Raw genomic sequence first — 23,988 nt, forward strand, 5'->3', positions numbered from 1 at the left:
TGATTGATAAAATTAAACAGATTAAGAAACGATAGCGGCTTCGGGTAAATCCTTCACACTAACTGGTCTACTGAATAGGAATCCTTGTAACTGCTGACAACCCAAACGGGTCAGGATGTCTGCCTGTAGCTGAGTTTCCACCCCTTCAGCAGTGACCTGTAAACCTAGCTTAATTGCAAGATGGATAATACTTTCCAGGATCATCTCTTCCTTGGAACCTGCGGTCAGGTCTGCAATAAATTCTTTATCGATTTTCAGCTCATTCACTGGCAGGTTCTTCAGATACAAGAAACTGGAATGTCCTGTACCAAAGTCATCAATTGCCAGCTGAATCCCCATATCACGCAAGCGTTCCAGGGTACGCACACTGCTATCAATATGATGCATGGCTGTAGATTCAGTAATCTCAATCATCAAGTGATTCGGATTAATCTGGTAACGTGCTAACAGTTCTTCCAGATTTTTAAACAGGTTCTTATGTTCAAACTGCACGGCAGACAAATTAACAGCAATCGGGAAGAAATTCGTTCCTTCCGTTTCCCATTGATGAATCTGTTTACAGGCCTGCTCCAGTGCCCAATACCCCATCTGAATAATCAGGCCGGTTTTTTCCGCCCCCCGGATAAACATTACTGGTGATAACAAGCCCAGTGCCGGGTGCCGCCAGCGGATTAAGGCTTCAACCCCACAAATCTGCAAATCTTCGGTACGATATTTAGGCTGGTAATACAGCTCAAACTGGTGTTCTTCAACCGCTTTATAAAGGTCATTAATCAGCTTACTCTGACTTCTGGATTCCTTTTCATCATTACTGAAATTGAACAATGAATAGGTATTACGCCCCTGATTTTTGGAAGTCAGCATGGCTGAATCGGCATTGATCAGAAGATCCTGAACATTTTGACCATGTTCCGGGTACATTGAAATACCAATACTCCCTGAAACATTAATCACCTTGCCAGCAATCGTAAAGCTTTCCTGAATCATGCTTAAAATTTTTTCAGCGACTTCAGCGGCCTGTTGCGGTTCTGCATTTTCTAGAATCAACAAGAATTCGTCACCCCCAATTCGCAGCAATCTCGAGTGCTCATTGAGTAAACTATGAATCCGGTTAGCCAGCTGGATCAGGAGCTGGTCCCCCACATGATGTCCAAAGACATCATTTACTGCTTTGAAGCGGTCAAGATCAATATACAGAAAGGCAAACTGTGCATTACGGTAATGATGATCATTAAACAGAAAGTGAGAATACTCTGCCAGATAAAAACGATTGGGTAACTTGGTTAGATTATCCTGCACAGCCAGATTGGCCAGCTCTTTATTGGCCTCAGCCAGTTGACGATTGCGATGTTCAAGACGCTGTTCCAGCATGGCTACACAGAAACCGGCAACAAGAACCAGACAGGTAATGAAAACTACAGTAATCAGCAATTCGCGCTCAAGCGTGGACATTTCAGCCAAGCCTTCACCCACTATGGAATGAAAACTGGTCGCTGCCATCCCGGTATAGTGCATCCCGACAATGGAGAAAGTTAGCATCAATGCCACACCGGCTTTCAGCCAGAAGCTACGGCGAGCAATACTGCGATTCTTAAACAGCATCCAGAAGCCTAAACCAGCCCCGCTAATCGCAATGAGTACCGAACAGATCACCAGTACCGGATCATAGCGGATCACATAACCCTGCACCACCATACTCATCATGCCGGTGTAGTGCATGCCGGAAATTCCCAGCCCCATTAATACCGCGCCGAGTACCAGACGGGGAAAAGGCAGGGTTTGTCGTGTCGTCAGCCAGATGGCAAAGGTCGAGGCGATAAAAGCAATAATGTAAGAGGTAACAGTCAGTCCGGAATCAAAATAGGTATTGTCTGGCAAATGACTGGCGGTCATGCCGACAAAGTGCATACACCAGATAGAGAACCCTAAAATCGCACCACTTGTAACCAGAATCAGCTTTTCATATTTGGGAGGAGCTTTATCAAATAACAGCTGTTCAATTGAAATGGCAAGAAAACAAACCACCAAAGCTACAATGAGCGAGCCTATAACCAGATTAATGTCATAATGAACATGAATCATATAAGAGTCCTGTAGAAGCTTGCTTTCCCGAACTGCTTAAGCCCACATTGCATCTTTACCTGCCTAACTCGAGGGCACCCAAGAACATTGCTCAACCCATACACCCTTGGTCATATTTGACCCATAAAAATTTTTTAATTTATCGATACTTGAACCGCAATATTGAAAGCACAACAAAAACTATAATTTTACTGACTTAAATCCAAATCTGACAAAAATAAGAAATATGTGACATATATTAAAAGTGTTTCAAGTTTTAGCAAATGGTTAAATTCATTCATTGACTAGAATTTAGCAGATCTAGATCACAACATTATGAATTTCAACAAAACAGATAGCATTTTTAACACTTATCAACTTTTTCTTGTTTACTATTTTTCAACAAAAAATAGAAAAACAGCCTGCATATGCAGGCTGTTAGTCAAATTAAATTCTTCAATTCTGAATAACTATTTCGCTTTTCCTTGTAAACGGGCATAGTCATGTAAAACATTGGCAGCTTCTACAACAAATACTTCCTCTTCAGGGAGCTGCGGACGATCTTTAGCTTTCATCTTGGCACGTGCTTCAATCAATGCATCCATTGAGGCCTGATAGCTTTCCCAGTTTGGATAAGGTTTCTGACCCGTTGCTGCACGACGTGCATTTTCAGATTCCAAGGTCTTACGTTCAAGTTCCAGCAATTCCGCTTTACGCTGATTCAGATCCAATACTAGACGCTTTTTCTCGTCAGTTTTCTTGGCAATCGCTGTACGTTGCTCAAGATACTTGAATTGTGGATCCAGATTGACACGAACCTGTGAGCTCTTGATCAGATCAGGTACATATTTCTGTACTTCACCTTCACGTTTAAAGGGTGCTGTCGGAATGGTATCCCACTGCAAGGCATTTTTAGCCTTACGCTCACCAAACTCTTCATTGTAAATATCGACCAGTTTGATATCCGGGACCACACCCTTGTTCTGGGTACTGCCACCAGTGATACGATAGAACTTACGTTGTGTCAGTGTAGCCTGTCCATGTGCCAAGGTATCCAGCTGTACTTGTGCCGTACCTTTACCTGTCGTGGTGCTACCAATGACAATACCACGTTCATAATCCTGAATTGCAGCAGAGTAGATTTCACTTGCCGATGCAGAAGCGAGGTTGACCATGACCGCCAGTGGACCAGCATAGGTCTGTGCACCGCCATCATCATCTTCAAAGACACTGACATTGCCATTGCCATCACGAATCTGTACCACTGGACCAGACTTGATCACTTGCCCCAGCATACGTGCAACTTCTTCTAATGAACCACCTGGATTATTGCGTAAATCGACAATAATCCCTTCAACATTTTTGGCCGAAAGTTCTTTCAGGGCATTGTTGGTATCTTCAGATACAGAACGATAATCTGTACCTGCACGTCGTGCACGATAGTTCAGGTAAAATGATGGAATTTCTATCACGCCATATTGATACTTCTTGCCATCTCGCTGAATCTCGACCACACGGGTACGTACGCCAGCATCTTCTTCCTGGATCACATCACGGGTAATAGTGACATTACGCGCCTGTCCTAGTGTTGCGCCAGCGCCCAGCAATTTCAAAGTAACTTTAGTACCACGTTTACCACGAATCAGACCGACAATTTCATTACTCGGCCAACCAATGACATCGACCATTGGTCCGCCATCCTGAGCGACCCCAATAATACGGTCACCGGATTTCACTTGACCTGATTTACTCGCCGGACCACCTTCCACAATAGTTTCAATCTTGGTGTAGTCTTCATTGCCACGCTCTGGACGAATTGAAACACCGACACCTTCAAGCTGTAAAGTCGTTTGGCGGTTTAGTTCCATCGCATCCACAGGCGGGAAATAATTGCTATGTGGATCATAGGTCAGCATCATGGCATTCAGCGTTTTATCCAGCACATCATCGCTCTTGATGCGACTTAAACGTTCAAGCTGACGGGTATAACGCTTGGTTAAGGTTTGTGCCGGTGTCAAATCCTCTGGACCACTCAGATCCTGACCATTGGCCAGTTCTGGGTTGTCTTTTAATGCTTTCTGTTTGGCCTGCTCTTCTTCTTTACTGATGGTCAGATTAATCAGCTGAGAAACCAGCATTTTTGACCAGTAAGCGCGTTGTTCTTCTGGTGTCTTGAAGAATGGTGCTTTCTCACGGTCAGTCTCAATATAAACATTACTTTGATTCAGGTTTTGAGGCTTTTTCAGTTCATCCAGCATAAAGGTATAGAACTGCTTGAGGCGTTCACTATAATGTGCATGAATCTCAAATGGACCAGCCAGATTGCCTGCTTTCAAGTTGGCACCAAAACTAGCACCATAACGTTTTTTATAGTTATCAATTTCAGGTGCCAGGAACAGGCTATGCTCCGGATCCAGACTATCAATATAAAAATCAAAAATGCGCTGTGAAGTTTGAGCATCCAGACGCATATTTAAATAGTGCTGACGATCCACTAAAGTAGCCAGCTGTCTAGATACGAGCGCTTGTTCTTGAGATGGTTGAAGGGCTTTGCTTACGACTTCTGATTTTTCAGCAGCAATCGCGTCGCTCACCACATGGGTAAAAAAGAATCCGCCTGTCGCAACTGCAACTGCGCAAGCTACTGTTTGAAGTTTCATAAATAATTCGTACTTCCTTGGTCTTTTGACCAATTTAACCGTGTCGTTTTCCGATCTGAAATAAACGTATCCGCGATCTTAAACAACTTAATAAGTTTATGTTGTGTAGTTTTATCATATTCTGTGCAGTCAAAGTGTAGCAAAAGATTGCAGAAATCAGGTATTGTTTTCGCTGAAAAATTCTAATATGGACACCGCATATGATTGGCGCATTGATGCTCGACATCGCTGGCACTCACCTTACCCAGGAAGATATTGAACTGCTACAGGCTCCGCAGGTTGGCGGGGTCATTCTGTTTGGCCGTAATATTGAATCACCTGCACAGGTTCGCGCCCTGACAGATCATATGCGTCAGATTCGCCCGGATATTCTGATTGCAGTCGATCAGGAAGGTGGTCGCGTTCAGCGCTTGAAACAGGGCTTTACTCTACTCCCGGCCATGGGTCATTTTGGAGAACTTTACCAAAGCAAACCTGAACGTGCGTTAGAATTGTCAGAGAAATGTGGCTGGTTAATGGCGATTGAAGTGCTGGCAGTCGGCATTGATTTTAGCTTTGCTCCTGTGCTGGATCTGAATGATATCAGCGATGTTATTGGTGACCGTAGTTTTGCCACAAATATTCAGGACATCATTCCACTGGCAAGCGCTTTCCTGAAAGGTATGAAACGTGCTGGCATGGCATCGACCGGTAAACACTTCCCGGGTCATGGTTCTGTAAAAGCCGATTCTCATGTGGCAGCGGCTGTAGATCCACGCAGCTATGAAGAAATCCAGCAAAAAGACATGCAGACCTTTATTCAGCTACAGCCACAACTGGATGCCTTGATGCCAGCGCATGTGATCTACAGTCAGGTTGATCCCAATCCAGCCGGTTTTTCAGAATTCTGGATTCAGAAAATCTTACGTCAGGAACTTGGTTTTAACGGTGTATTGTTCTCGGATGATTTGAGTATGCAAGCTGCCTGTGTCGCAGGTGGCGCTGATGCCCGTATTCAGGCAGCGCTGAAGGCAGGTTGTGATATGGGTCTGGTCTGTAATGACCGGGCAGCACAATGCCTGGCCCTTGAGGGAATTGTAGATTTACCATTGCCGAATCAGGAACGTCTGCAACGCATGCGCGGTCGTATTCCTCAGATTCAGATTGATGACGTTTTAGATCTTGGTGAAGAATGGCGTCAGGTTCGTGATGAAATTACAGGATTTAGAAATCAGGTGGCTTCATAAGCATATTTAGCTAGTACGATTCAGGAATACGATAAAAGGAACACCACAAGTGTTCCTTTTTGTTTATGATGTAAAAATACAAAAACTTATACAATAACAATAAGGTCAGGAATACATGACACAACCACTCTCGCAACATCGACATATCTCTTTTACTGCGCACTATACCGGCTATATCTGGTACCAAATGGGAATTTCTCATCCAGTGTTTGCGACTGGGCGAGGTAAATTTCTCGCTGCATTGGTTCATCCCTTGGAAACCTGGGCTGAAAAGCACGTGGGCGGCAGTATGCGTACTACCTTAAAACAGCGCCACCAGATGATTGATGAACATCTCTGTCAGCTCATTACTCAGCACCCACAGCTACAAGTACTGGAAATTGCTTGCGGACTATCTCCGCGTAGCTGGAATTTCAGACAAAAATTTCCTGAAATCAATTACCGTGAACTTGATCTGCCAGATATGGCCAAGATCAAAACTCAGGCGCTGAAAATTCTGGATCAGGATGCACCAGAAGTCTTGACCGCTGATATTTTTAGTGAAGAGCTTGTCAATATTTTTCAGGTTTTTGATTCTGAACGACCACTAGTGGTCATTAGCGAAGGACTGATCAACTACTTTGACAAGGACATGCTGCACACCTTATTAAAAGGTATTACCGAGTATGGACAACGCTTTCCGGAAATTCATTACCTCAGCGATATTTACCCTGAACCGGTGAAGAACCGATTAGCCAGCTTTATCTGGACATGCAGCCGTTTACTGAAGTTTATGTCACGTAGTGCTTTTACTTTCCACTTTAAGTCCCCCCAAGAATTACAGCAGTTTTGTCAGCAGACCGGTTTTATAGCGGTAGAAGTAAAACAGCCGCAGCGCTATTTTGCCCAACCTCAGCAGTCCAATCCAGCATCTGAGCAAGATGAGCATTTAGGTGATCTAGTCTGGATGATTCATGCGACCAAAAAAAACAGCGTTGAATAACGCTGTTTTTTTCAAAGTATCTATTTAACTTTCAAATTCAGGTCGGGAGCATTCTAAACGACTGCATCCAGCACTTGTGCTTCAAGTAGAGCTTTTTGAGTCTGCACAAAACCTAGCAAACGTTCCGCCACTTCAAAACTACCGTGCTTAAACAAGGCACGAATCTGCGTTTCATCATGCTGGAAAATCAGGCATTCAATTTTGAGCTCACCTTCTTCATCTTCCAGATGCAAAGCCAAATCCCTTGGATACTGGATGGCCTGCTGCACCTGCGCTTCTTCCATTTCAAATAAGACACCAAAGAAACTTAAATCCACAATAGTGATAGGCAAACGCAGATCCGAGTGTCGATGACTCAGGAAACGTTCTGGCTCTTGTACCGGAATACGGTCTTCACCACGACGTTCAAGTTTCAGCATCTGTTCCCGAGTAAAGGGAATAATCCCTTCCAGCTGATCTACAGGTTCATCACGCAGGAAAGTGGCGAACAGATGCATGGTTTCTTTACGGCGCTGCAGCTGTGGTACATGGTCGGCACTGGCAATCTGTACATACTGCATGTCTGGGCACTGTAGGGCAAAGCCAGCATTTTCATGCGGCAGGGTAAAACTGTCATATTGGCCGCAAGCAACGAGTACTTTACATTGTGGAATGGGCACATGTTTCAGGCGTAATAGACGGTTGCAGTTAACATCATAACGATCCTGCTCAGTTGCGGTAAACTCTGCCATCTGTCTAAAAAACAGACGCTTGGCCGTCGGTGACATACGGGTTTCTTTTAAACGGGCATGATTGACCAGATACAAAATGACAGCTTGACCAAACTCATCCATACGCCCTTCTTTCATCAGGTGCAGGGATTCTTCCAGCAACATCCGCCAGCTCTTGCGGGTTTTTTGCATCACCCCCATCAGGATCATGCGATCCACCAGCTCAGGACGCTGATCCGCCAGACAGGAAGCGACGACAGACCCTAATGACATGCCCAATACTGCAACCTTAGGCAAGCGCATTTGCTCTAGCCAGCGCCCTAGCATGCCTGCCAGATCTTCCAGTTCCAGAGAGCCAGCAGAGATGCCAGTATCCACATTGGTGATCTGCTGGTTAGCACCCATTGAAGGCAAGTCAATCAGGATGATTGGACCTGCAGCGAATAGCTGTTCTACACAGTATTTATAGGAATTAAAGTTCTGAAATGCCCCACCAATAATAACCATCGGTGTCATATGCAGGGTTTCAGGGCGTGCGATTGCCATATATTCAATTTTCCAGCCATCCATCCAGGTCGTACGTGGTGGCTGTTTAAAACTGTTTCTATCGTATAGATCAAAAAACGCATAGTGGCTGTGTTGCTCAATGCGGTGGTGGTCCATCTGGATAATGGAATTCATCTTCCTTTCCTCCATCCTTGCCTTATTTTTATTGTGCAAGCAATTATTGAGAGATTTCATGCTTCAAGATCAAATGTGAAAGACCTGAATACGCGTCCTACTCTTTATTTATTATTGAATTCGACATCAATGTCGCTGTCATTCATTCTATACAGAGGTTCTTTTTACAAGCAACTAATCTTGCAACCGCTTGTCTGCTTTTAAAGATAAAACGATTTCAAAATGTTTAACGATTGTAAAAGCACATGAAATTTAGCCAGCAGACTTCATTGTATCGGCTCAGGCTGTTAATATCAGAAGGATATTTCTAAGTGATCGAACCGCTATGCAAGAGTCTATTGAACAATATATGCAAACGGTAGGACAGCAGGCTCGTCAGGCTTCACGCATCTTGGCGCGTGCGTCCACCCAAACAAAAAATGATGCATTGTCAGCAATTTATACTGCTTTAAAAAACAGTGAAGCTGCGATTTTGGCTGCCAATCAGATTGATATGACTAAAGCTCATAGCAATAATCTGGACAGTGCTCTCCTCGATCGCTTAGAACTGACTCCCGCACGCTTCAAAGGCATGCTACAGGGCTTAAATGATGTGATTAGCCTGGTCGATCCGATTGGTGAAATTACCGATATGGCCTATCGTCCATCTGGTATTCAGCTGGGCAAAATGCGCGTACCTCTTGGCGTAGTCGGCATGATCTATGAATCACGTCCAAACGTGACCCTGGAAGCAGCATCTTTAGCACTGAAATCTGGTAATGCCATTATTTTACGTGGCGGTTCGGAAGCACTTGAATCTAACCAGGCCATTGCCAAAGCGATTCAGCACGGCTTGCAGGTTTCAGGCCTACCAGAAGCAGCCGTGCAAGTGATCAATACCACAGACCGTGCAGCAGTGGGTCAGCTGATTACCATGTCTGAATATGTCGATGTGATTGTGCCTCGTGGTGGTAAGGGCCTGATTGAACGCATTACCAATGATGCGCGTGTACCAGTAATCAAGCATCTTGATGGTAATTGTCATGTGTATGTAGAAGCACAGGCAGACTTGCTCAAAGCCTTACCTATTGCCCTGAATGCTAAAACTCATCGCTACGGCGTATGTAATGCCATGGAAACTTTGCTGGTCGATGAAAAAGTTGCGGAAGAGTTCCTGCCACGTATTGCCGAACTGTATGAAGAAAAACAGGTAGAACTGCGTGGTTGTCCTGCAACTCGCCGTATTCTGGAAAATGCAGTACCTGCTTCAGAAGAAGACTGGTATACCGAATATCTTGGTCCGATCCTGGCAGTCAAGGTGGTTTCTGGCGTTGAGGAAGCGATTGAACATATTAATAAATATGGTTCACATCATACCGATTCAATCATCACTGAAAACTACAGTATTGCGCGCGAATTTTTAGCTGGTGTGGATTCAAGCTCGGTAATGATTAACGCCTCTACCCGCTTTGCTGATGGCTTTGAATATGGTCTCGGTGCGGAAATTGGTATTTCAACCGACAAGATTCATGCCCGCGGTCCGGTTGGTCTTGAAGGTCTGACTTCACAGAAATGGATCGTATTTGGTGACGGTCAGATTCGTCAATAACAATGCGGTAAAAAATCATTTTCAGCTCTGTTCGCAGGGCTGATTTTTTATAGAACTAAATGAAGAAAATAAAAATCCAGCTCAGTGAACCTTTAGGTCACCTTTTATGAAGATTATCTTTGGAAATTTGTAGCTTGTTTAAATTTCCAGCAATTCAATGTATAAACTATAAAAAGTGAATCTGTTTAGCATGCTTTATAAGGTTTATTGGCTCAACGCTATTTTGAATGAGGTCTGCTTTTACTACTATTTCATTGATAAATGAAAACGATGAACTGATAAATTTTAATTATAACTGACAAAATGATCGATAGTGCTTAAGTCTAATCACCTAAAGTCTATCTAGGACAGAAAAATATCGCATGTTACAACTGCATCACTGATCTAAATTGCATCGCCTAGGCGCACAAAATAGATCAATCAAATGGATGAGAATTTTAATTAGAATCGGGTAAACAATCGTGTCTAAATCAGTATTAGTTATTAATTGTGGCTCTTCTTCAATCAAGTTTGCCTTATTACTTGAAGAACAGAATTTCCGTATTCACGGCTTAGCTGAGAACTTAGGCACAGAAAATGCCCGTATTAAAGGTGTGACTGTCGGCAATGAACCGGTAGACATCCATATCCCATTTGCAGATCATAAAAAAGCACTAGAAGTTGGTCTGGAGCGTCTAGCCAATTATAAACCAGATGCGATTGGTCATCGTGTGGTACACGGCGGCAGCTTGACTAAAGCCGAACTGATCAATGATGAAATTATTGAAAAAATTCGTGAAGCTACCCCGCTTGCACCATTACATAATCCAGCACACCTGATTGGAATTGAAGCAACGCAACGCCTGTTCCCTGATCTGCCACAGGTTGCAGTATTCGATACCGCGTTCCATCAAACCATGCCAGCACATGCTTACCGTTATGCCGTGCCGAAATTCCTTTACACTGACTTTGGTGTACGCCGTTACGGTTTCCATGGTACCAGCCATGCTTATGTATCTGAGCGCGGTTCTGAACTGGCTGGCAGCTTCAAACAAGGTGGCTGGTTAACAGCACATCTGGGTAATGGGAGTTCGACCTGTGCCGTATGGAATGGGCAAAGTGTCGATACTTCTATGGGTCTGACTCCACTGGAAGGTCTGGTAATGGGTACCCGTAGTGGTGATGTTGACCCAAGTCTGCATAGCTTCCTGGCAGCGAATCTGGGCTGGGACGTCTATAAAATTGACAGAATGCTAAATAAAGAAAGTGGTTTGCTCGGTTTATCAGACAATCTGTCTAATGACATGCGTACGCTGATCGAAGCTTCTGAAAATGGCAATGAAGATGCAACGCTTGCGATTGAAGTATTCTGCTACCGTCTAGCGAAATCATTGGCCGCTTTAAGCTGTGGTCTACCGCGTCTTGATGGTCTGTTCTTCACAGGTGGTATCGGTGAAAACTCCGCTTATATCCGTGAAAAAACCATGGCTTACCTGCCACATTTTGGCTTTAACCTCGATAAAGATGCTAATAATGTATTAAAGCGTGGTACTGAAGGTCGCATCGATAATGGTACAGGCCCACAAATCTGGGTCGTACCAACCGATGAAGAAGGCCGTATCGCCAAAGAAACCCACAGCGTGGTTGAGCAGGAAGTGGAGAACACCACTGCAAAAAAGTCTGAACCTGAGGCTACGCTTGCTTAAGCAAGCGTAGGATTCCTATACCTTCTATTTGATTTTAGATATTTGAATACGCTATGAAGACCATTCTATTAGTTCCGACTGGGGAAGGCGTTGGTTTAACGTCAGCATGCTTAGGCCTGATTTACGCACTGGAATGCCAAGGTGTAAAGGCTGGTTTTGTCAAACCATTTTCTCAGGAAATTACGGATACGGCAGACCGTACCACTGCCCTGTATCGTCATATCTCCAATGCAAAGACTGTGGAACCCATCAGCTATAACGCAATGATGCAACGTCTCAGTCATGGCGAGCAGGATGAACTTCTAGAGGATGCCGTGCGTCTGCATCGTGAAATTGCCCGCAATCACGACCTGATTATTGTAGAAGGTGTAGTGCCAAATGGTCGTGACAGCTTTGTCGATGAACTGAATGCTTCTCTGGCTCAGGCGCTCGATGCCAAAGTCGTTATTATCAGCAATGCCGATATCCGTCATCCAGTACAAACAGCAGAAAAAGTTGAAAATCAGATTCGCAATTTTGGTGGTGCAAGCTCAACACGCCTGTCTAGTATCCTGTTCATGCGTACCAAAGGCTTACCTGAAGAATCTGCCCAGATTCCAGTGACCATTGATCCAGAACTGCGTCTGACTGCTGAAACTGAACAGTTTGTACAAGCTATTCAGAAAACCCATCCATATATCGGCTCTGACAAACTACCAGTGATTGGCTTGGTTCCGTTTAGTAAAACCCTGAGCGTGCCACGTATGTCCGATCTGGCTGTACATATTTCTGCGCTATGGATCCATCAAGGTGAAGCGGCTCAACGCCGTGTTCAGCATAGCAGCCTGATTGCATCCAGCATTGAACATGAACTGCATAAATTTGTCGCGGGTGAACTGATCATTAGTGCCTCTGACCGTGTCGATGTGCTGCTGGCAAGTAGCCTGGCGAGCTGTAATGGTATTCCATTGGCGGGGTTAGTCCTGACTGAACAACATCAGCCAAATGAACAGGTGCTAGGCTTCTGCCAGTCTGCAATTAAACATGGCCTGCCAATTTTACATACTCCATTAAGCACATTCGAAACTGCGCAGAAGCTGGCCAATCTTGGCAATGAAATTCCAGTTGATGATACAGAACGTGCTGATCAGGTCACCCGTTTTGTATCTAGCCATATCAATCCAGACTGGCTGATTCAGATGCTAAATGGCACCTACAAGCCACGCCTGTCTCCTTCTGCTTTCCGTCATGAATTGGTACAGAAATCGATTGCAGCAAAAAAACGCATTGTGCTACCTGAAGGTGATGAGCCACGTACCATTCAGGCCGCGGCTATCTGTCAGTCTCGTAGTATTGCAGATTGTATTCTGCTGGCGAAACCTGAAGCTGTACTGGAAGTTGCCAAAGCACGTGGTATTGAACTGCCAGAAGGTTTAGAAATTGTCGATCCTGACCTGATTCGCGACGACTATGTCGAAAAAATGGTAACGCTGCGTAAAGGTAAGCTGAATGAACTGCAAGCCAAAGAACAACTGCAAGATACTGTTGTTTTAGGCACGATGATGCTGGCACTTGATCAGGTGGATGGCCTAGTATCTGGTGCAGTTCACACTACTGCAAATACTGTGCGTCCAGCCTTCCAGCTGATTAAGACTGCGCCAGATTATTCACTGGTTTCTTCGGTGTTCTTTATGCTGTTACCAGATGAAGTATATGTATATGGTGACTGCGCGATTAATCCGGATCCGGATGCTGCGCAACTGGCAGAAATTGCCATCCAGTCTGCTGACTCGGCAAAAGCTTTCGGTATTGACCCACGTATTGCCATGATTTCCTACTCTACCGGAACTTCTGGTGCCGGTGCTGATGTAGAGAAAGTGGCAGAAGCTACCCGTATTGCCAAGGAACGTCGCCCTGATCTGTTGATTGATGGTCCATTGCAATATGATGCTGCATCGGTTGAAAGTGTAGGTCGTCAAAAAGCACCAGACTCCCAAGTAGCTGGTCGTGCCAATGTCTTCATCTTCCCGGATTTAAATACAGGTAACACTACTTATAAAGCGGTGCAACGCGCAGCAAATGTGGTGAGTGTTGGTCCAATGCTGCAAGGCCTGAATAAGCCAGTAAATGACTTGTCACGTGGTGCCTTGGTAGATGATATCGTATTTACTATTGCACTCACTGCGATTCAGGCGGATCAGCAAGGTCAATAGATATATTCTAAATTTTTATAACCACCCATAAGGGTGGTTTTTTATTCTGTTTAAATAATTTTATATTTAAAACATATATTTATTTTTCATGTAAAAATTCATCTATTAATAATTTTGTTTAGTAATAGAAATACATTACCAAAAGATCTTGACTTCCGTTTGTATAAATTATATACATCAATAATGATACGAATCGTATCATTATATGGAAATTATAAGAATATTTAAAATAGACAGGATGTGTGCCCATGATAGGACTAATAGGAATTGTCTTATCCTTAATATTGCTCATGTATCTAGCATATAAAGGATTTAGCGTAATTATTTTGGCACCTGCTTTAGCATTATTTGCCGTGCTTTGGAGTGGGTATAGTCATGAATTACTCGGGTTTTACTCACAAGTTTTTATGACTGGCCTCGGTGGTTACATCATCAAATATTTCCCGTTGTTTTTACTTGGCGCTATTTTCGGGAAATTAATGGATGACTCGGGTTCAGCAAATACTATTGCTAACTTCTTTGTAAATAAATTAGGTCATCACCGTGCAATGCTTTCAATTGTATTGTCATGCGCAGTACTGACATATGGCGGGGTTTCGCTGTTTGTTGTTGGTTTTGCCGTCTTTCCAATTGCAGCCGCATTATTTAGAGAACTAAATATCCCTAAACGGTTGATTCCAGGTGCAATCATGTTAGGCGCATTGACCTTTACAATGACTGCATTACCAGGCACACCAGCGATTCAGAATGCTATTCCAATGCCTTTCTTTGGAACAGATCTTTATGCAGCACCTGGTTTGGGAATAATTTCCTCAATCTTTATGCTAATTGCAGGTATGTGGTGGCTTAATCGCAGAATTGCGCATGCTGCTGCAAATAATGAGGGCTATGGGAATCATATAGAGCATCATCAAGGCCCGCGTCACCAAGCAGGTCCTAGCTTGATGATCGCATTTGTCCCAATTATTGTGGTGATTGTGGCAAACCTTGTTTTAACTAAATTGATCTTACCTCAACTTGATGTTTCATATTTAGCCACAGATAAATTCGGTAATACCTCTCTTAACTCTGTTGTTGGTTTATGGGCCATTATCTGCGCCTTAGTACTTGCCTGTTTAACTATTATTTTCTGTAACTGGAACAGGATTGCTGATGTTAAAGAGTCACTACAACAAGGTGTATCTTCTTCTTTCTTGCCTATTTTTAACACAGCATCAGAAGTAGGTTATGGCTCAGTCATCGCTTCCTTAGCTGGCTTCCTCATTCTTAGAGACTTCCTTGTAGGGCTTGCACCTCATAACCCTCTAATCTCAGAAGCAATCGTAATTAATGTCTTAGCCGGTATTACAGGTTCTGCTTCTGGTGGTTTGAGTATTGCCTTAAATACGATGGGTGAAACCTATATGAATTTGGCAACTGAATTCGGAATCAATCCAGAACTTATGCATCGTGTCGCCTCCATGGCTTCTGGTGCACTAGACTCTCTTCCTCATAACGGCGCGGTGATTACCATTATTACTTTATGTGGACTGACACATAAACAATCCTATTACGACATGTTTGTCGTCGCAGTCATTATTCCATTAATTGCACTGACTGGTGTTATTACACTTGGAACAATGTTTGGTTCTTTCTAAAACAAGTTGGAAAGTTATTAATAAAGGAAGATATGAATGACCCATACTATTAATTTGCCAAGAATTATGGAAATTGGTAAAAACTCAAGATTTAAACTCCCAGAAATATTAAAAACCATAGGATGCAGCAAGCCACTTATTATCACAGATAAAGTGATGGTCTCGCTGGGTTATGTTTCAGAAATCCAGAATATTCTCAATGAAGCAAATATCACATCTGAATATTTTGATGAAACTATACCAGAACCGACATCGGGCTCTATTGAAGCAGGTGTAGTCAAAATTAAATCAAGTCAATACGATTCAATTATCGCGGTTGGCGGTGGTAGCCCAATTGATAGTGCCAAAGCTATTAGTATTTTGGGAAAGTTCGGTGGTGAGATTCATGACTATAAATTTCCTCGCCAGGTCAATGAAACAGGTTTGCCTATTATTGCCATTCCAACGACAGCTGGTACCGGCTCTGAATGTACACGTTTTACGATTATTACCAATGATGCAACAAGTGAAAAAATGCTCTGTGCAGGAATAGGCTTTCTCCCTATTGCTGCGATCGTAGACTATCAATTAACTATGTCTTTACCTGCCCGGACAACAGCAGACACAGGTATTGATGCTTTAACCCACGCCATAGAAGCTTATGTGAGTAAAAAAGCAAGTCCTTATAGTGATGCACAGGCTATCGCTGCTATGCGTTTGATCGGTCCTAACTTACAACGTGTCTACCAGGAACCAAGCAATGAACTTGCGCGAGAAAGCATGATGCTTGGATCTACCTTGGCCGGTATCGCCTTTTCAAATGCCTCCGTGGCTCTCGTTCACGGTATGAGTCGACCATTAGGTGCTTTTTTCCATGTACCCCATGGCCTTTCCAATGCCATGTTATTACCCATGATTACTGAATATTCAATTGCAGCTGCATCTGAACGCTATGCTAATTGTGCCCGTGCCATTGGGGTCGCACATATTGATGATCATGATGATGTGGCCAACCAGAAATTGGTATCTGCACTTATTCAAATCAATCAAGAACTACAAGTTCCTACTCTTGCGGAATTTGGAGTTGAAAAGACATATTTTGATGAAGTCGTTCAGACTATGGCAGAACAAGCTTTAGCTTCTGGCTCACCAGGTAATAACCCACGTGTACCCTCTATTCCAGAAATGGTCGAACTTTATAACAAGCTTTGGTAATCCAGGATTCAAAAAATCACCTAATCATATTTATTTAAGGAATTAGATTATGACAACTATCGGACATTTTATTAATGGTGAAACTTGCTTAGAAGCTCATCGCACTCAACCAGTTTTTAATCCATCAACTGGTACTTCAGAAAATGAAGTTGCGATTGCAAGTAAGCAGACAGTCGAACAGGCCATTGCCGCTGCAGAAGCCGCTTTTCCAGAATGGCGTAACACACCTGTACTCAAACGTGCTCGGGTAATGTTTAAATTTAAAGAATTACTTGAGAAAAATGCAGATAAAATCTGCGAGCTGATCGGTAGTGAACACGGTAAAATTGTTCATGATGCAGCAGGTGAACTACAACGTGGTATTGAAAATGTAGAATATGCCTGTGGTGCTCCTGAATTCCTAAAAGGCGAATACAGTAACAACGTAGGACCTAATATTGATTCCTGGAGTGAAATGCAGCCTTTGGGTGTGGTTGCGGGCATTACACCATTTAACTTCCCTGTTATGGTTCCACTGTGGATGTTCCCAATGGCAATTGTATGTGGGAACACTTTTATACTGAAACCTTCAGAACGAGATCCATCTTCTACACTATTTATTGCCCAACTTTTAAAAGAGGCTGGTTTACCAGATGGCGTATTAAATGTTGTAAATGGAGATAAAGAAGCGGTAGATACCTTATTATATGATCCTCGTGTACAAGCGATCAGCTTTGTAGGTTCTACCCCAATTGCTGAATACATTTATACAACTGCTACTTCACAAGGCAAACGCTGTCAGGCTCTAGGCGGAGCAAAAAATCATGCCATTATTATGCCTGATGCTGATATAGATAACGTCGTTAGCTCTTTGCTTGGTGCTGCATTTGGTTCATCTGGTGAGCGCTGCATGGCTTTATCAGTAGCTGTCGCAGTAGGTGATGAAATTGCTGATCAAGTTATTGAAAAATTAAAAAATGAGATTCAAAAATTAAAATTCGGTCATTTTTCTGACAAAAGTAATGATTTTGGTGCAGTGATTACCGCTCAACATAAAGCTAAAGTAATTGGCTATATCGATAGTGCAGAACAGCAAGGCGCCACTATTGTAGTAGATGGCCGTCAGGTAGCCCCTGAAGGCTATGAAAATGGTTTCTATGTAGGACCTACACTCATTGATCAGGTACGTTCAGACATGGTGAGCTATAAAGAAGAAATTTTTGGCCCCGTGTTACAAATCTTGCGAGTAAATACCATGCAAGAAGCGATGGACCTGATTGATCAACATGAATACGGGAATGGGACATGTATCTATACTCGTGATGGTGAAGCTGCACGTTATTTCTCAGACCATATTCAAGTTGGGATGGTAGGGATTAATATCCCACTACCAGTACCAGTTGCATCACACAGTTTCGGGGGGTGGAAAAGATCATTATTTGGTGATTTACACGCTTATGGTCCGGACGGAGCTCGTTTCTATACACGCCGTAAGACAATCACGCAACGTTGGCCATCTGCCAATATTAGAGAAGGTGCGCAATTCTCTATGCCAACCTTAAATTAATTTCAACTATTCACCTCTACGAATGAGCAAATCTTCTAAAGATTTGCTCATTTTTACTCTTTATCTTCAATAAGTTTACTCAGTTCATGTGCTGCATTTCTTAATAATGGCTCAAATGCTAGCAAATCATCTAATGACTTTCTTATCGTGGGTGCATGAGTGTATAAGCAGGCTACAATATTGTCATTTTTTTGAATAGGTACAGAGCAAGCTACCATACCTGCAACAAACTCCTCATTATCTGTTCCTAATTTTTTATTAAAAATTTCTTCCAAGTTTTGTTCTAAAAGCTCAGGATTAGTGATCGTATTTTTGGTAAGTTGAGTAATAGGTAAATGCTCAACAATATTTTTACGTTTATTTTTCGGCTGATAACTTAAAAATAATTTTCCACTCGAGGTACACCATAAAGGTACTTCTGAGCCTACAGGTAAGTAAATTTGTAATGGCCAGTTGGTTTGTACACGGTCGGTATAAAGCATCTGATTATTATTTAAAATAGCAATCCCACAAGTTTCATTAATCTGATTGGATAATTTCTGAAGAATCGCCAGTCGTTCAACTTTTCGAGACTCTTGTTCCCATGTGCATATCAGCATCTTATAGGTACGGTCGGCAATAATATAACCACCATACATATCATAGGTAACAAAACCTTCCTGTTCTAATGTCTGTAACAGTCGATGAATACTAGGCTTAGGGATATCAAGTTGAATGGACAAATCCAAGGGAGTTGGAGGATGCTTTGCTGTAGAAATTGCTTCTACAATATCCAATACTCGTGTAATCGATGATCCCTTTTTCATTCATCCCTCATAAGATTATACAATTTATGATTTTCATTCGCGCTCTTTATTTTAAAGTTACCTTTTAAATTAATCTATGAAAATCGAATTTACTATCTATTAATAAAATATTAATGATTAAAGCAACTCACTAACCTGCCAACCCCATTCTCTATCTGTGCTTTCATCATTCAATGGACACAGTGGATGGTTTTTGTTTTCAGTTCTTAAAAATTGCATATATAAGAATGCCAGTCAATTTGACTGGCATTCTTTGATAAATCATTTGCTTTTCTTATCACTCTTATAAAAAGAGATATCAGTTCAAGAAAAGTAGTTTGACTTACATCGTGGTCCATTCATTACGGACATCATCTGCCGCTTTATTCAAAATGACCTGATCACCTTTCACTTCACTGACCCAGCTTAACGGAATCAGATGATGCTCATTATTTTCGTCATCACTTCTTGTTAATTTAATTGAATCTTGGCCTTCTAAATGGTCCACTTTTCCAACTTGTGTTCCGTCTGAAGCAATTACTGATGCATGTTCCTTGATGTCATTTGGATTTACTGTAGTCATTACAATTGCCCTATTATTAATAGAAGTTGAGAGAAATCAGTCTAGGCAATAAAAATTCGACTGTGTGTAAGGGTTATCAGACTTTAAGTATTACTGGGTTAATAGTGTAATGATAAAAATACAGTGTGTTTCAACAAGTGAGTAGCGTAACGAATTGATGGAAAGATTTAGGGGATTGTCTGTTTAGAGAAATATGGGAATAATATTTTTATAAATTTTTTAGCATAAAAAAAGAAGATTAAGCTTAGGCTTGATCTTCTTTTTGACCGTACATCCAAGTTGCCGCGATATATACACAAAAACCGCTAGCCATCAAAATACCTGTAACCATTGTCTTAGGATCTCTTCGTTTCGATGTGTGCATTATGCGAAAGTTTTATGACAGTTATATGACAATATAAAAAGTATTTTATTTTAAAAATAATTATAAATTTCAAATATTTAAAAAAATAAGTACTATTTTTTGAGTTTTATAACATGAAATATGACAGTTATTATGACATTTTTTATTCAAATTATGACGCGATAGACTTTATCTCTAGATAGATAAGCGCACATTAAACTTTCGCCCAAAAGCCCTGTAAAACGTCCCACAACTTTTATGTTTTGTCATATAATTTAGCCCGCTAGCTATCAGCCCGCTCAAGAGATTTTTGTATGACAACTATTATCAAGCAAGATGACTTGATCACATCGGTTAAAGATGCGCTTCAGTTCATTTCTTACTACCATCCACAAGATTTCATCCAGGCGATGAGTCGTGCGTATGACCGTGAAGAAAACAAAGCGGCTAAAGATGCGATCGCGCAAATCTTAATTAACTCTCGTATGTGTGCAGAAGGCCACCGCCCAATCTGCCAGGATACCGGTATCGTAAACGTATTCGTTGAAGTGGGCATGGACGTTAAATTCGATTTAACGATGAGCTTAGACGATGCGATCAACGAAGGTGTACGTCAAGGTTACCTAGAAAATTCTAATGTCTTGCGTGCGTCTGTACTTGCTGACCCTGCATTCGGTCGTAAGAATACGAAAGACAACACCCCTGCTGTGATCTACCACAAACTTGTTCCAGGTAATAAAGTTGACATTACTGTTGCAGCGAAAGGTGGCGGCTCAGAAAACAAATCTAAACTGGCAATGCTTAACCCATCTGACTCAATCGTGGATTGGGTACTAAAAACTGTTCCAACAATGGGTGCAGGCTGGTGTCCACCAGGTATGCTGGGTATTGGTATCGGTGGTACGGCTGAAAAAGCCATGATGCTTGCAAAAGAAGCATTGATGGAAGAGATCAACATGGACGAACTTCTTCGTCGTGGTCCACAAAATAAACTTGAAGAACTTCGTATCGAAATCTTCGAAAAAGTAAATGCTCTGGGTATCGGTGCACAAGGTCTTGGCGGTTTAACCACTGTTCTCGACATCAAAATCAAAGATTACCCATGTCACGCTGCGGGCAAACCAGTCGGCATGATTCCAAACTGTGCTGCAACGCGTCATGCACACTTCACGCTTGATGGTTCAGGTGTTGCAAACATTATTGCACCGAAACTTGAAGACTATCCTGAAGTAACTTGGGATTCATCTTCTTCTAAACGTGTTGACCTAGACACGATTACTCAAGAAGAAATGAACGCTTGGAAACCAGGTGATACACTGCTGCTTAACGGTACGATCTATACAGGTCGTGACGCTGCGCACAAACGTATGGTGGACATGTTGAACAACGGTGAAGAACTTCCTGTTGATTTGAAAGGCAAGTTCATTTACTACGTAGGTCCTGTTGATCCAGTAGGCGACGAAGTTGTAGGTCCTGCAGGTCCAACAACTGCAACACGTATGGATAAATTTACACGTCAAGTACTTGAAGCAACTGGCATGTTTGGCATGATTGGTAAAGCGGATCGTGGCCCTGCTGCTGTTGAAGCCATCAAAGATAACAAAGCGACTTACCTCATGGCTGTGGGTGGTGCTGCTTACTTGGTATCGAAAGCCATTCGTGAGGCTGAAGTTGTAGCATTTGCTGACCTTGGTATGGAAGCAATCTACAAGTTCGTGGTGAAAGACATGCCTGTATCTGTTGCGGTTGACGTAAACGGTACTTCTGTACATGCAACTGCACCAAAAATCTGGCAAGCTAAAATTGGCAAGATTCCAGTAGTTGACGCTGCTGCAGGCTAATTTAATCTGCAAAAAAAGCACCCTTGATGGGTGCTTTTTTTATTACACTCTTTTCCTATAAAGGTTTAATTACCAAGTACGCGGATCCCATAACTTAAATGGGGTAGTCAATTGTACGTCTTCAGTCGGATTATATTCGATGGCTTTAATTTTCTGGGCTTTCTTGCGAAGTTTCCCCGTATCCTGATCTTGGGCAACAAAATTAAAACTATCCGACTTAAGCTGGGTAAATGCAATTTCATTTAAACCAACAGTTTCAGGCATCAGCATTAGCGGACCTGTAGCTGTACGGCGAGTCGTTATATTTTCTTCATCATATTTAATGAAGTAAGATCTGCCGGATTCCACGCTAAAATCCAGATATTTCGGTTTCTGGAAATGCAGTGCACCGAGCGGACGGCTGGTACTCAGACGATACGTACCTGGTGGCAGCTCAACCCAGTAATAATGATTATGCAACAGACTTGGAATACGTTCCTGATTGATAAAGATACTGGCAGCCACAATTTCCTGGCGGTTCCATTTCGAATCTGGACGATATAAGTAAACCATTGCTGCCTGTTCATGCTGCGGCTTCACTGGTGAAAAACGTTGACCCAGCTTTTGATTGACCCATCCACCAATCGTGAACATGCCTACCTTATGCTGCTCGACAAAACCCGGTTTTTTGTTCAGATCGATATTTTTCAGTGTTGATGTCAGTTGCTGTTCCTGAACGGCGTGCTTCGAATGACACCCCATTAAAGCTAAACTGCTGATGAGTACAATTGCGGCTCCACGCATGCTTATCCCTCACTGCGTCTTTATTATTTTATGTACATTTTTATAAATTTATATGAATGATCAGGCGTCCACGCCTAAGAAACGAGATTAACATTGTGATTTATTTTTGAAAATAAAAAACGTGCGAAAACAGTTCATTTTCGCACGTTTCAGACGAACAGCAGTTAAGCAGACTTGCTATTTACTACCTTTAAGTCAGCCTTGGGAGTAGCGGTCTGTTCAATAGCGGCCTGACGTTCCGGACGGAATTCCGGTTTAGCCTCGCCATTGATCACAGCCTCACTCACCACCACAGTACCAACATCGGTACGGCTTGGCAGGTCATACATGGTTTCAAGCAATGAGTTCTCAAGAATAGAACGCAGACCACGTGCACCTGTATTACGTTCCAGGGCTTTTTTCGCCACAGCGCGTAATGCAGAATCTTCAAAGACCAGGTCTACATTTTCCATATCGAACAGATGCTTATACTGACGAGTTAAAGCATTCTTCGGCTCAGTCAGGATTTGCATCAAAGCTTCTTCATCCAGCTCATCTAGCGTTGCGATCACTGGCAGACGGCCAATGAATTCTGGAATCAGACCGAATTTCACCAGGTCAGTTGCTTCAACTTGGCGGAACAGGTCAGATAGCTTCTTGGTTTCCTCTTTATTGCGTACTTCTGCAGTAAAGCCGATACCACCCTTCTCCTGACGTTGCTGCACAATTTTCTCAAGTCCTGAGAATGCACCACCACAGATAAACAGGATATTTGAAGTATCAATCTGAATGAATTCCTGCTGCGGGTGCTTACGGCCACCTTGTGGCGGGATTGAAGCAACCGTACCTTCGATCATTTTTAATAACGCTTGCTGTACGCCTTCACCCGATACATCACGTGTAATGGATGGGTTTTCAGACTTACGGGTAATCTTGTCAATTTCATCGATATAGATAATACCCTTTTGTGCTTTCTCAACATCGTAATCGGCTTTTTGCAATAGCTTTTGTACAATGTTTTCAACGTCTTCACCAACATAACCTGCTTCGGTTAAGGTCGTTGCATCTGCCATCGCAAAAGGTACATCTAAAAGACGTGCAAGGGTTTGTGCCAGTAAGGTTTTACCCGAGCCTGTTGGACCGACCAGCAAAATATTACTTTTGGCAATTTCAACGCTGTCATCAGCTTTTTTACCATTGGTCTGCACTTTTAAACGCTTGTAATGGTTATATACCGCAACAGATAACGTCTTTTTCGCTACGTCCTGACCAATTACATATTGATCCAGCGCCGCACGGATCTCATGCGGTTTCGGCAAAGGACGATTCGCCCAGTCATTGGTTTCTACCTGTTGACTGGTCTGAACCAGATCCAAGCATACGTCTACACATTCATTACAGATGTAGGCGTCTTCGCCAGCAATCAACTTGCCGACTTCAGACTGCGTTTTACCGCAGAATGAACAATGCTTTTGTCCTTGAGTATGTTCGGACATAGTCTCTCCAATATCT

16 protein-coding genes are annotated in these 23,988 nt (G+C 42.6%); 9 read left to right on the forward strand and 7 right to left on the reverse strand.

Translation table 11 applies throughout. From position 1 onward, the window contains the following. Positions 1–21 precede the first annotated feature (21 nt). Both F955_RS01000 and F955_RS01005 read right to left on the reverse strand, forming a co-directional pair. Positions 22–2,082 (reverse strand): bifunctional diguanylate cyclase/phosphodiesterase, encoded by a 2,061-nt coding sequence (locus F955_RS01000; RefSeq protein ID WP_004890121.1) that lies wholly within the window; start codon positions 2,080–2,082, stop codon positions 22–24. Positions 2,083–2,531: 449 nt separating this feature from the next. Beyond that, positions 2,532–4,721 carry a carboxy terminal-processing peptidase gene (locus tag F955_RS01005; RefSeq protein ID WP_004890124.1) on the reverse strand — a complete coding sequence of 730 codons (2,190 nt, stop codon included), beginning with the start codon at positions 4,719–4,721 and terminating at the stop codon, positions 2,532–2,534. Between the two features lie 200 nt (positions 4,722–4,921). On the opposite strand from F955_RS01005, the gene nagZ reads away from it, so the two are divergent. Both nagZ and F955_RS01015 read left to right on the forward strand, forming a co-directional pair. After that, positions 4,922–5,947, forward strand: a complete 1,026-nt coding sequence (gene nagZ, locus F955_RS01010) for a beta-N-acetylhexosaminidase (RefSeq protein WP_004890126.1) — start codon at positions 4,922–4,924, stop codon at positions 5,945–5,947. Between the two features lie 115 nt (positions 5,948–6,062). After that, positions 6,063–6,929 (forward strand): class I SAM-dependent methyltransferase, encoded by an 867-nt coding sequence (locus F955_RS01015; RefSeq protein WP_004890128.1) that lies wholly within the window; start codon positions 6,063–6,065, stop codon positions 6,927–6,929. Between the two features lie 53 nt (positions 6,930–6,982). On the opposite strand, the gene F955_RS01020 is transcribed toward F955_RS01015, so the two are convergent. After that, entirely contained in the window at positions 6,983–8,320 is a 1,338-nt protein-coding gene (locus tag F955_RS01020) for an alpha/beta fold hydrolase (protein ID WP_004890131.1), read from the reverse strand. A 325-nt stretch (positions 8,321–8,645) separates the two neighbouring features. Between F955_RS01020 and F955_RS01025 the strand changes: the two genes are divergently transcribed. The 6 genes from F955_RS01025 (at position 8,646) to F955_RS01050 (ending at position 18,162) form a co-directional block, all read left to right on the forward strand. Continuing rightward, a complete protein-coding gene (locus tag F955_RS01025; protein ID WP_004890133.1) occupies positions 8,646–9,908 on the forward strand; it encodes a glutamate-5-semialdehyde dehydrogenase in 1,263 nt (420 codons plus the stop codon). Between the two features lie 461 nt (positions 9,909–10,369). Beyond that, a complete protein-coding gene (locus tag F955_RS01030; protein WP_004890138.1) occupies positions 10,370–11,593 on the forward strand; it encodes an acetate/propionate family kinase in 1,224 nt (407 codons plus the stop codon). Positions 11,594–11,646: 53 nt separating this feature from the next. Continuing rightward, on the forward strand, positions 11,647–13,785 hold the full coding sequence (pta, locus tag F955_RS01035) for a phosphate acetyltransferase (protein ID WP_004890139.1): 2,139 nt from the start codon (positions 11,647–11,649) through the stop codon (positions 13,783–13,785). A 248-nt stretch (positions 13,786–14,033) separates the two neighbouring features. Further along, on the forward strand, positions 14,034–15,422 hold the full coding sequence (locus F955_RS01040) for a GntP family permease (RefSeq protein WP_004890141.1): 1,389 nt from the start codon (positions 14,034–14,036) through the stop codon (positions 15,420–15,422). Positions 15,423–15,458: 36 nt separating this feature from the next. Then, positions 15,459–16,616 carry an iron-containing alcohol dehydrogenase gene (locus F955_RS01045; RefSeq protein ID WP_004890145.1) on the forward strand — a complete coding sequence of 386 codons (1,158 nt, stop codon included), beginning with the start codon at positions 15,459–15,461 and terminating at the stop codon, positions 16,614–16,616. A gap of 49 nt (positions 16,617–16,665) precedes the next feature. After that, positions 16,666–18,162 carry a CoA-acylating methylmalonate-semialdehyde dehydrogenase gene (locus tag F955_RS01050; RefSeq protein ID WP_004890147.1) on the forward strand — a complete coding sequence of 499 codons (1,497 nt, stop codon included), beginning with the start codon at positions 16,666–16,668 and terminating at the stop codon, positions 18,160–18,162. Between the two features lie 53 nt (positions 18,163–18,215). Here F955_RS01050 and F955_RS01055 read toward each other — a convergent pair whose 3' ends face one another. Both F955_RS01055 and F955_RS01060 read right to left on the reverse strand, forming a co-directional pair. Beyond that, a complete protein-coding gene (locus F955_RS01055; RefSeq protein WP_004890150.1) occupies positions 18,216–18,968 on the reverse strand; it encodes an IclR family transcriptional regulator in 753 nt (250 codons plus the stop codon). A gap of 322 nt (positions 18,969–19,290) precedes the next feature. Further along, positions 19,291–19,530: a DUF2171 domain-containing protein gene (locus tag F955_RS01060; protein WP_004890153.1), complete on the reverse strand. Its 240-nt coding sequence runs from the start codon at positions 19,528–19,530 to the stop codon at positions 19,291–19,293. Positions 19,531–20,187: 657 nt separating this feature from the next. Between F955_RS01060 and F955_RS01065 the strand changes: the two genes are divergently transcribed. Then, positions 20,188–21,714 carry a fumarate hydratase gene (locus F955_RS01065; RefSeq protein ID WP_004813196.1) on the forward strand — a complete coding sequence of 509 codons (1,527 nt, stop codon included), beginning with the start codon at positions 20,188–20,190 and terminating at the stop codon, positions 21,712–21,714. Between the two features lie 69 nt (positions 21,715–21,783). Here the strand turns inward: F955_RS01065 and F955_RS01070 are convergent, their stop codons facing one another. Next, positions 21,784–22,497 carry a DUF2846 domain-containing protein gene (locus F955_RS01070; RefSeq protein WP_004890155.1) on the reverse strand — a complete coding sequence of 238 codons (714 nt, stop codon included), beginning with the start codon at positions 22,495–22,497 and terminating at the stop codon, positions 21,784–21,786. Between the two features lie 164 nt (positions 22,498–22,661). After that, on the reverse strand, positions 22,662–23,972 hold the full coding sequence (gene clpX / locus F955_RS01075) for an ATP-dependent protease ATP-binding subunit ClpX (protein WP_004813200.1): 1,311 nt from the start codon (positions 23,970–23,972) through the stop codon (positions 22,662–22,664). Positions 23,973–23,988: the final 16 nt, after the last annotated feature.

Source organism: Acinetobacter schindleri CIP 107287 (assembly GCF_000368625.1).
GTDB classification, from domain to species: Bacteria; Pseudomonadota; Gammaproteobacteria; order Pseudomonadales; family Moraxellaceae; genus Acinetobacter; species Acinetobacter schindleri.

Bases quoted from the DNA above. Each gene is read 5' to 3' on its own strand.
- F955_RS01000 (WP_004890121.1), bottom strand. From the start codon at position 2,082: ATGATTCATGTTCATTATGACATTAATCTGGTTATAGGCTCGCTCATT.
- F955_RS01005 (WP_004890124.1), bottom strand. From the start codon at position 4,721: ATGAAACTTCAAACAGTAGCTTGCGCAGTTGCAGTTGCGACAGGCGGA.
- nagZ (WP_004890126.1), top strand. From the start codon at position 4,922: ATGATTGGCGCATTGATGCTCGACATCGCTGGCACTCACCTTACCCAG.
- F955_RS01015 (WP_004890128.1), top strand. From the start codon at position 6,063: ATGACACAACCACTCTCGCAACATCGACATATCTCTTTTACTGCGCAC.
- F955_RS01020 (WP_004890131.1), bottom strand. From the start codon at position 8,320: ATGAATTCCATTATCCAGATGGACCACCACCGCATTGAGCAACACAGC.
- F955_RS01025 (WP_004890133.1), top strand. From the start codon at position 8,646: ATGCAAGAGTCTATTGAACAATATATGCAAACGGTAGGACAGCAGGCT.
- pta (WP_004890139.1), top strand. From the start codon at position 11,647: ATGAAGACCATTCTATTAGTTCCGACTGGGGAAGGCGTTGGTTTAACG.
- F955_RS01040 (WP_004890141.1), top strand. From the start codon at position 14,034: ATGATAGGACTAATAGGAATTGTCTTATCCTTAATATTGCTCATGTAT.
- F955_RS01045 (WP_004890145.1), top strand. From the start codon at position 15,459: ATGACCCATACTATTAATTTGCCAAGAATTATGGAAATTGGTAAAAAC.
- F955_RS01050 (WP_004890147.1), top strand. From the start codon at position 16,666: ATGACAACTATCGGACATTTTATTAATGGTGAAACTTGCTTAGAAGCT.
- F955_RS01055 (WP_004890150.1), bottom strand. From the start codon at position 18,968: ATGAAAAAGGGATCATCGATTACACGAGTATTGGATATTGTAGAAGCA.
- F955_RS01060 (WP_004890153.1), bottom strand. From the start codon at position 19,530: ATGACTACAGTAAATCCAAATGACATCAAGGAACATGCATCAGTAATT.
- F955_RS01065 (WP_004813196.1), top strand. From the start codon at position 20,188: ATGACAACTATTATCAAGCAAGATGACTTGATCACATCGGTTAAAGAT.
- F955_RS01070 (WP_004890155.1), bottom strand. From the start codon at position 22,497: ATGCGTGGAGCCGCAATTGTACTCATCAGCAGTTTAGCTTTAATGGGG.
- clpX (WP_004813200.1), bottom strand. From the start codon at position 23,972: ATGTCCGAACATACTCAAGGACAAAAGCATTGTTCATTCTGCGGTAAA.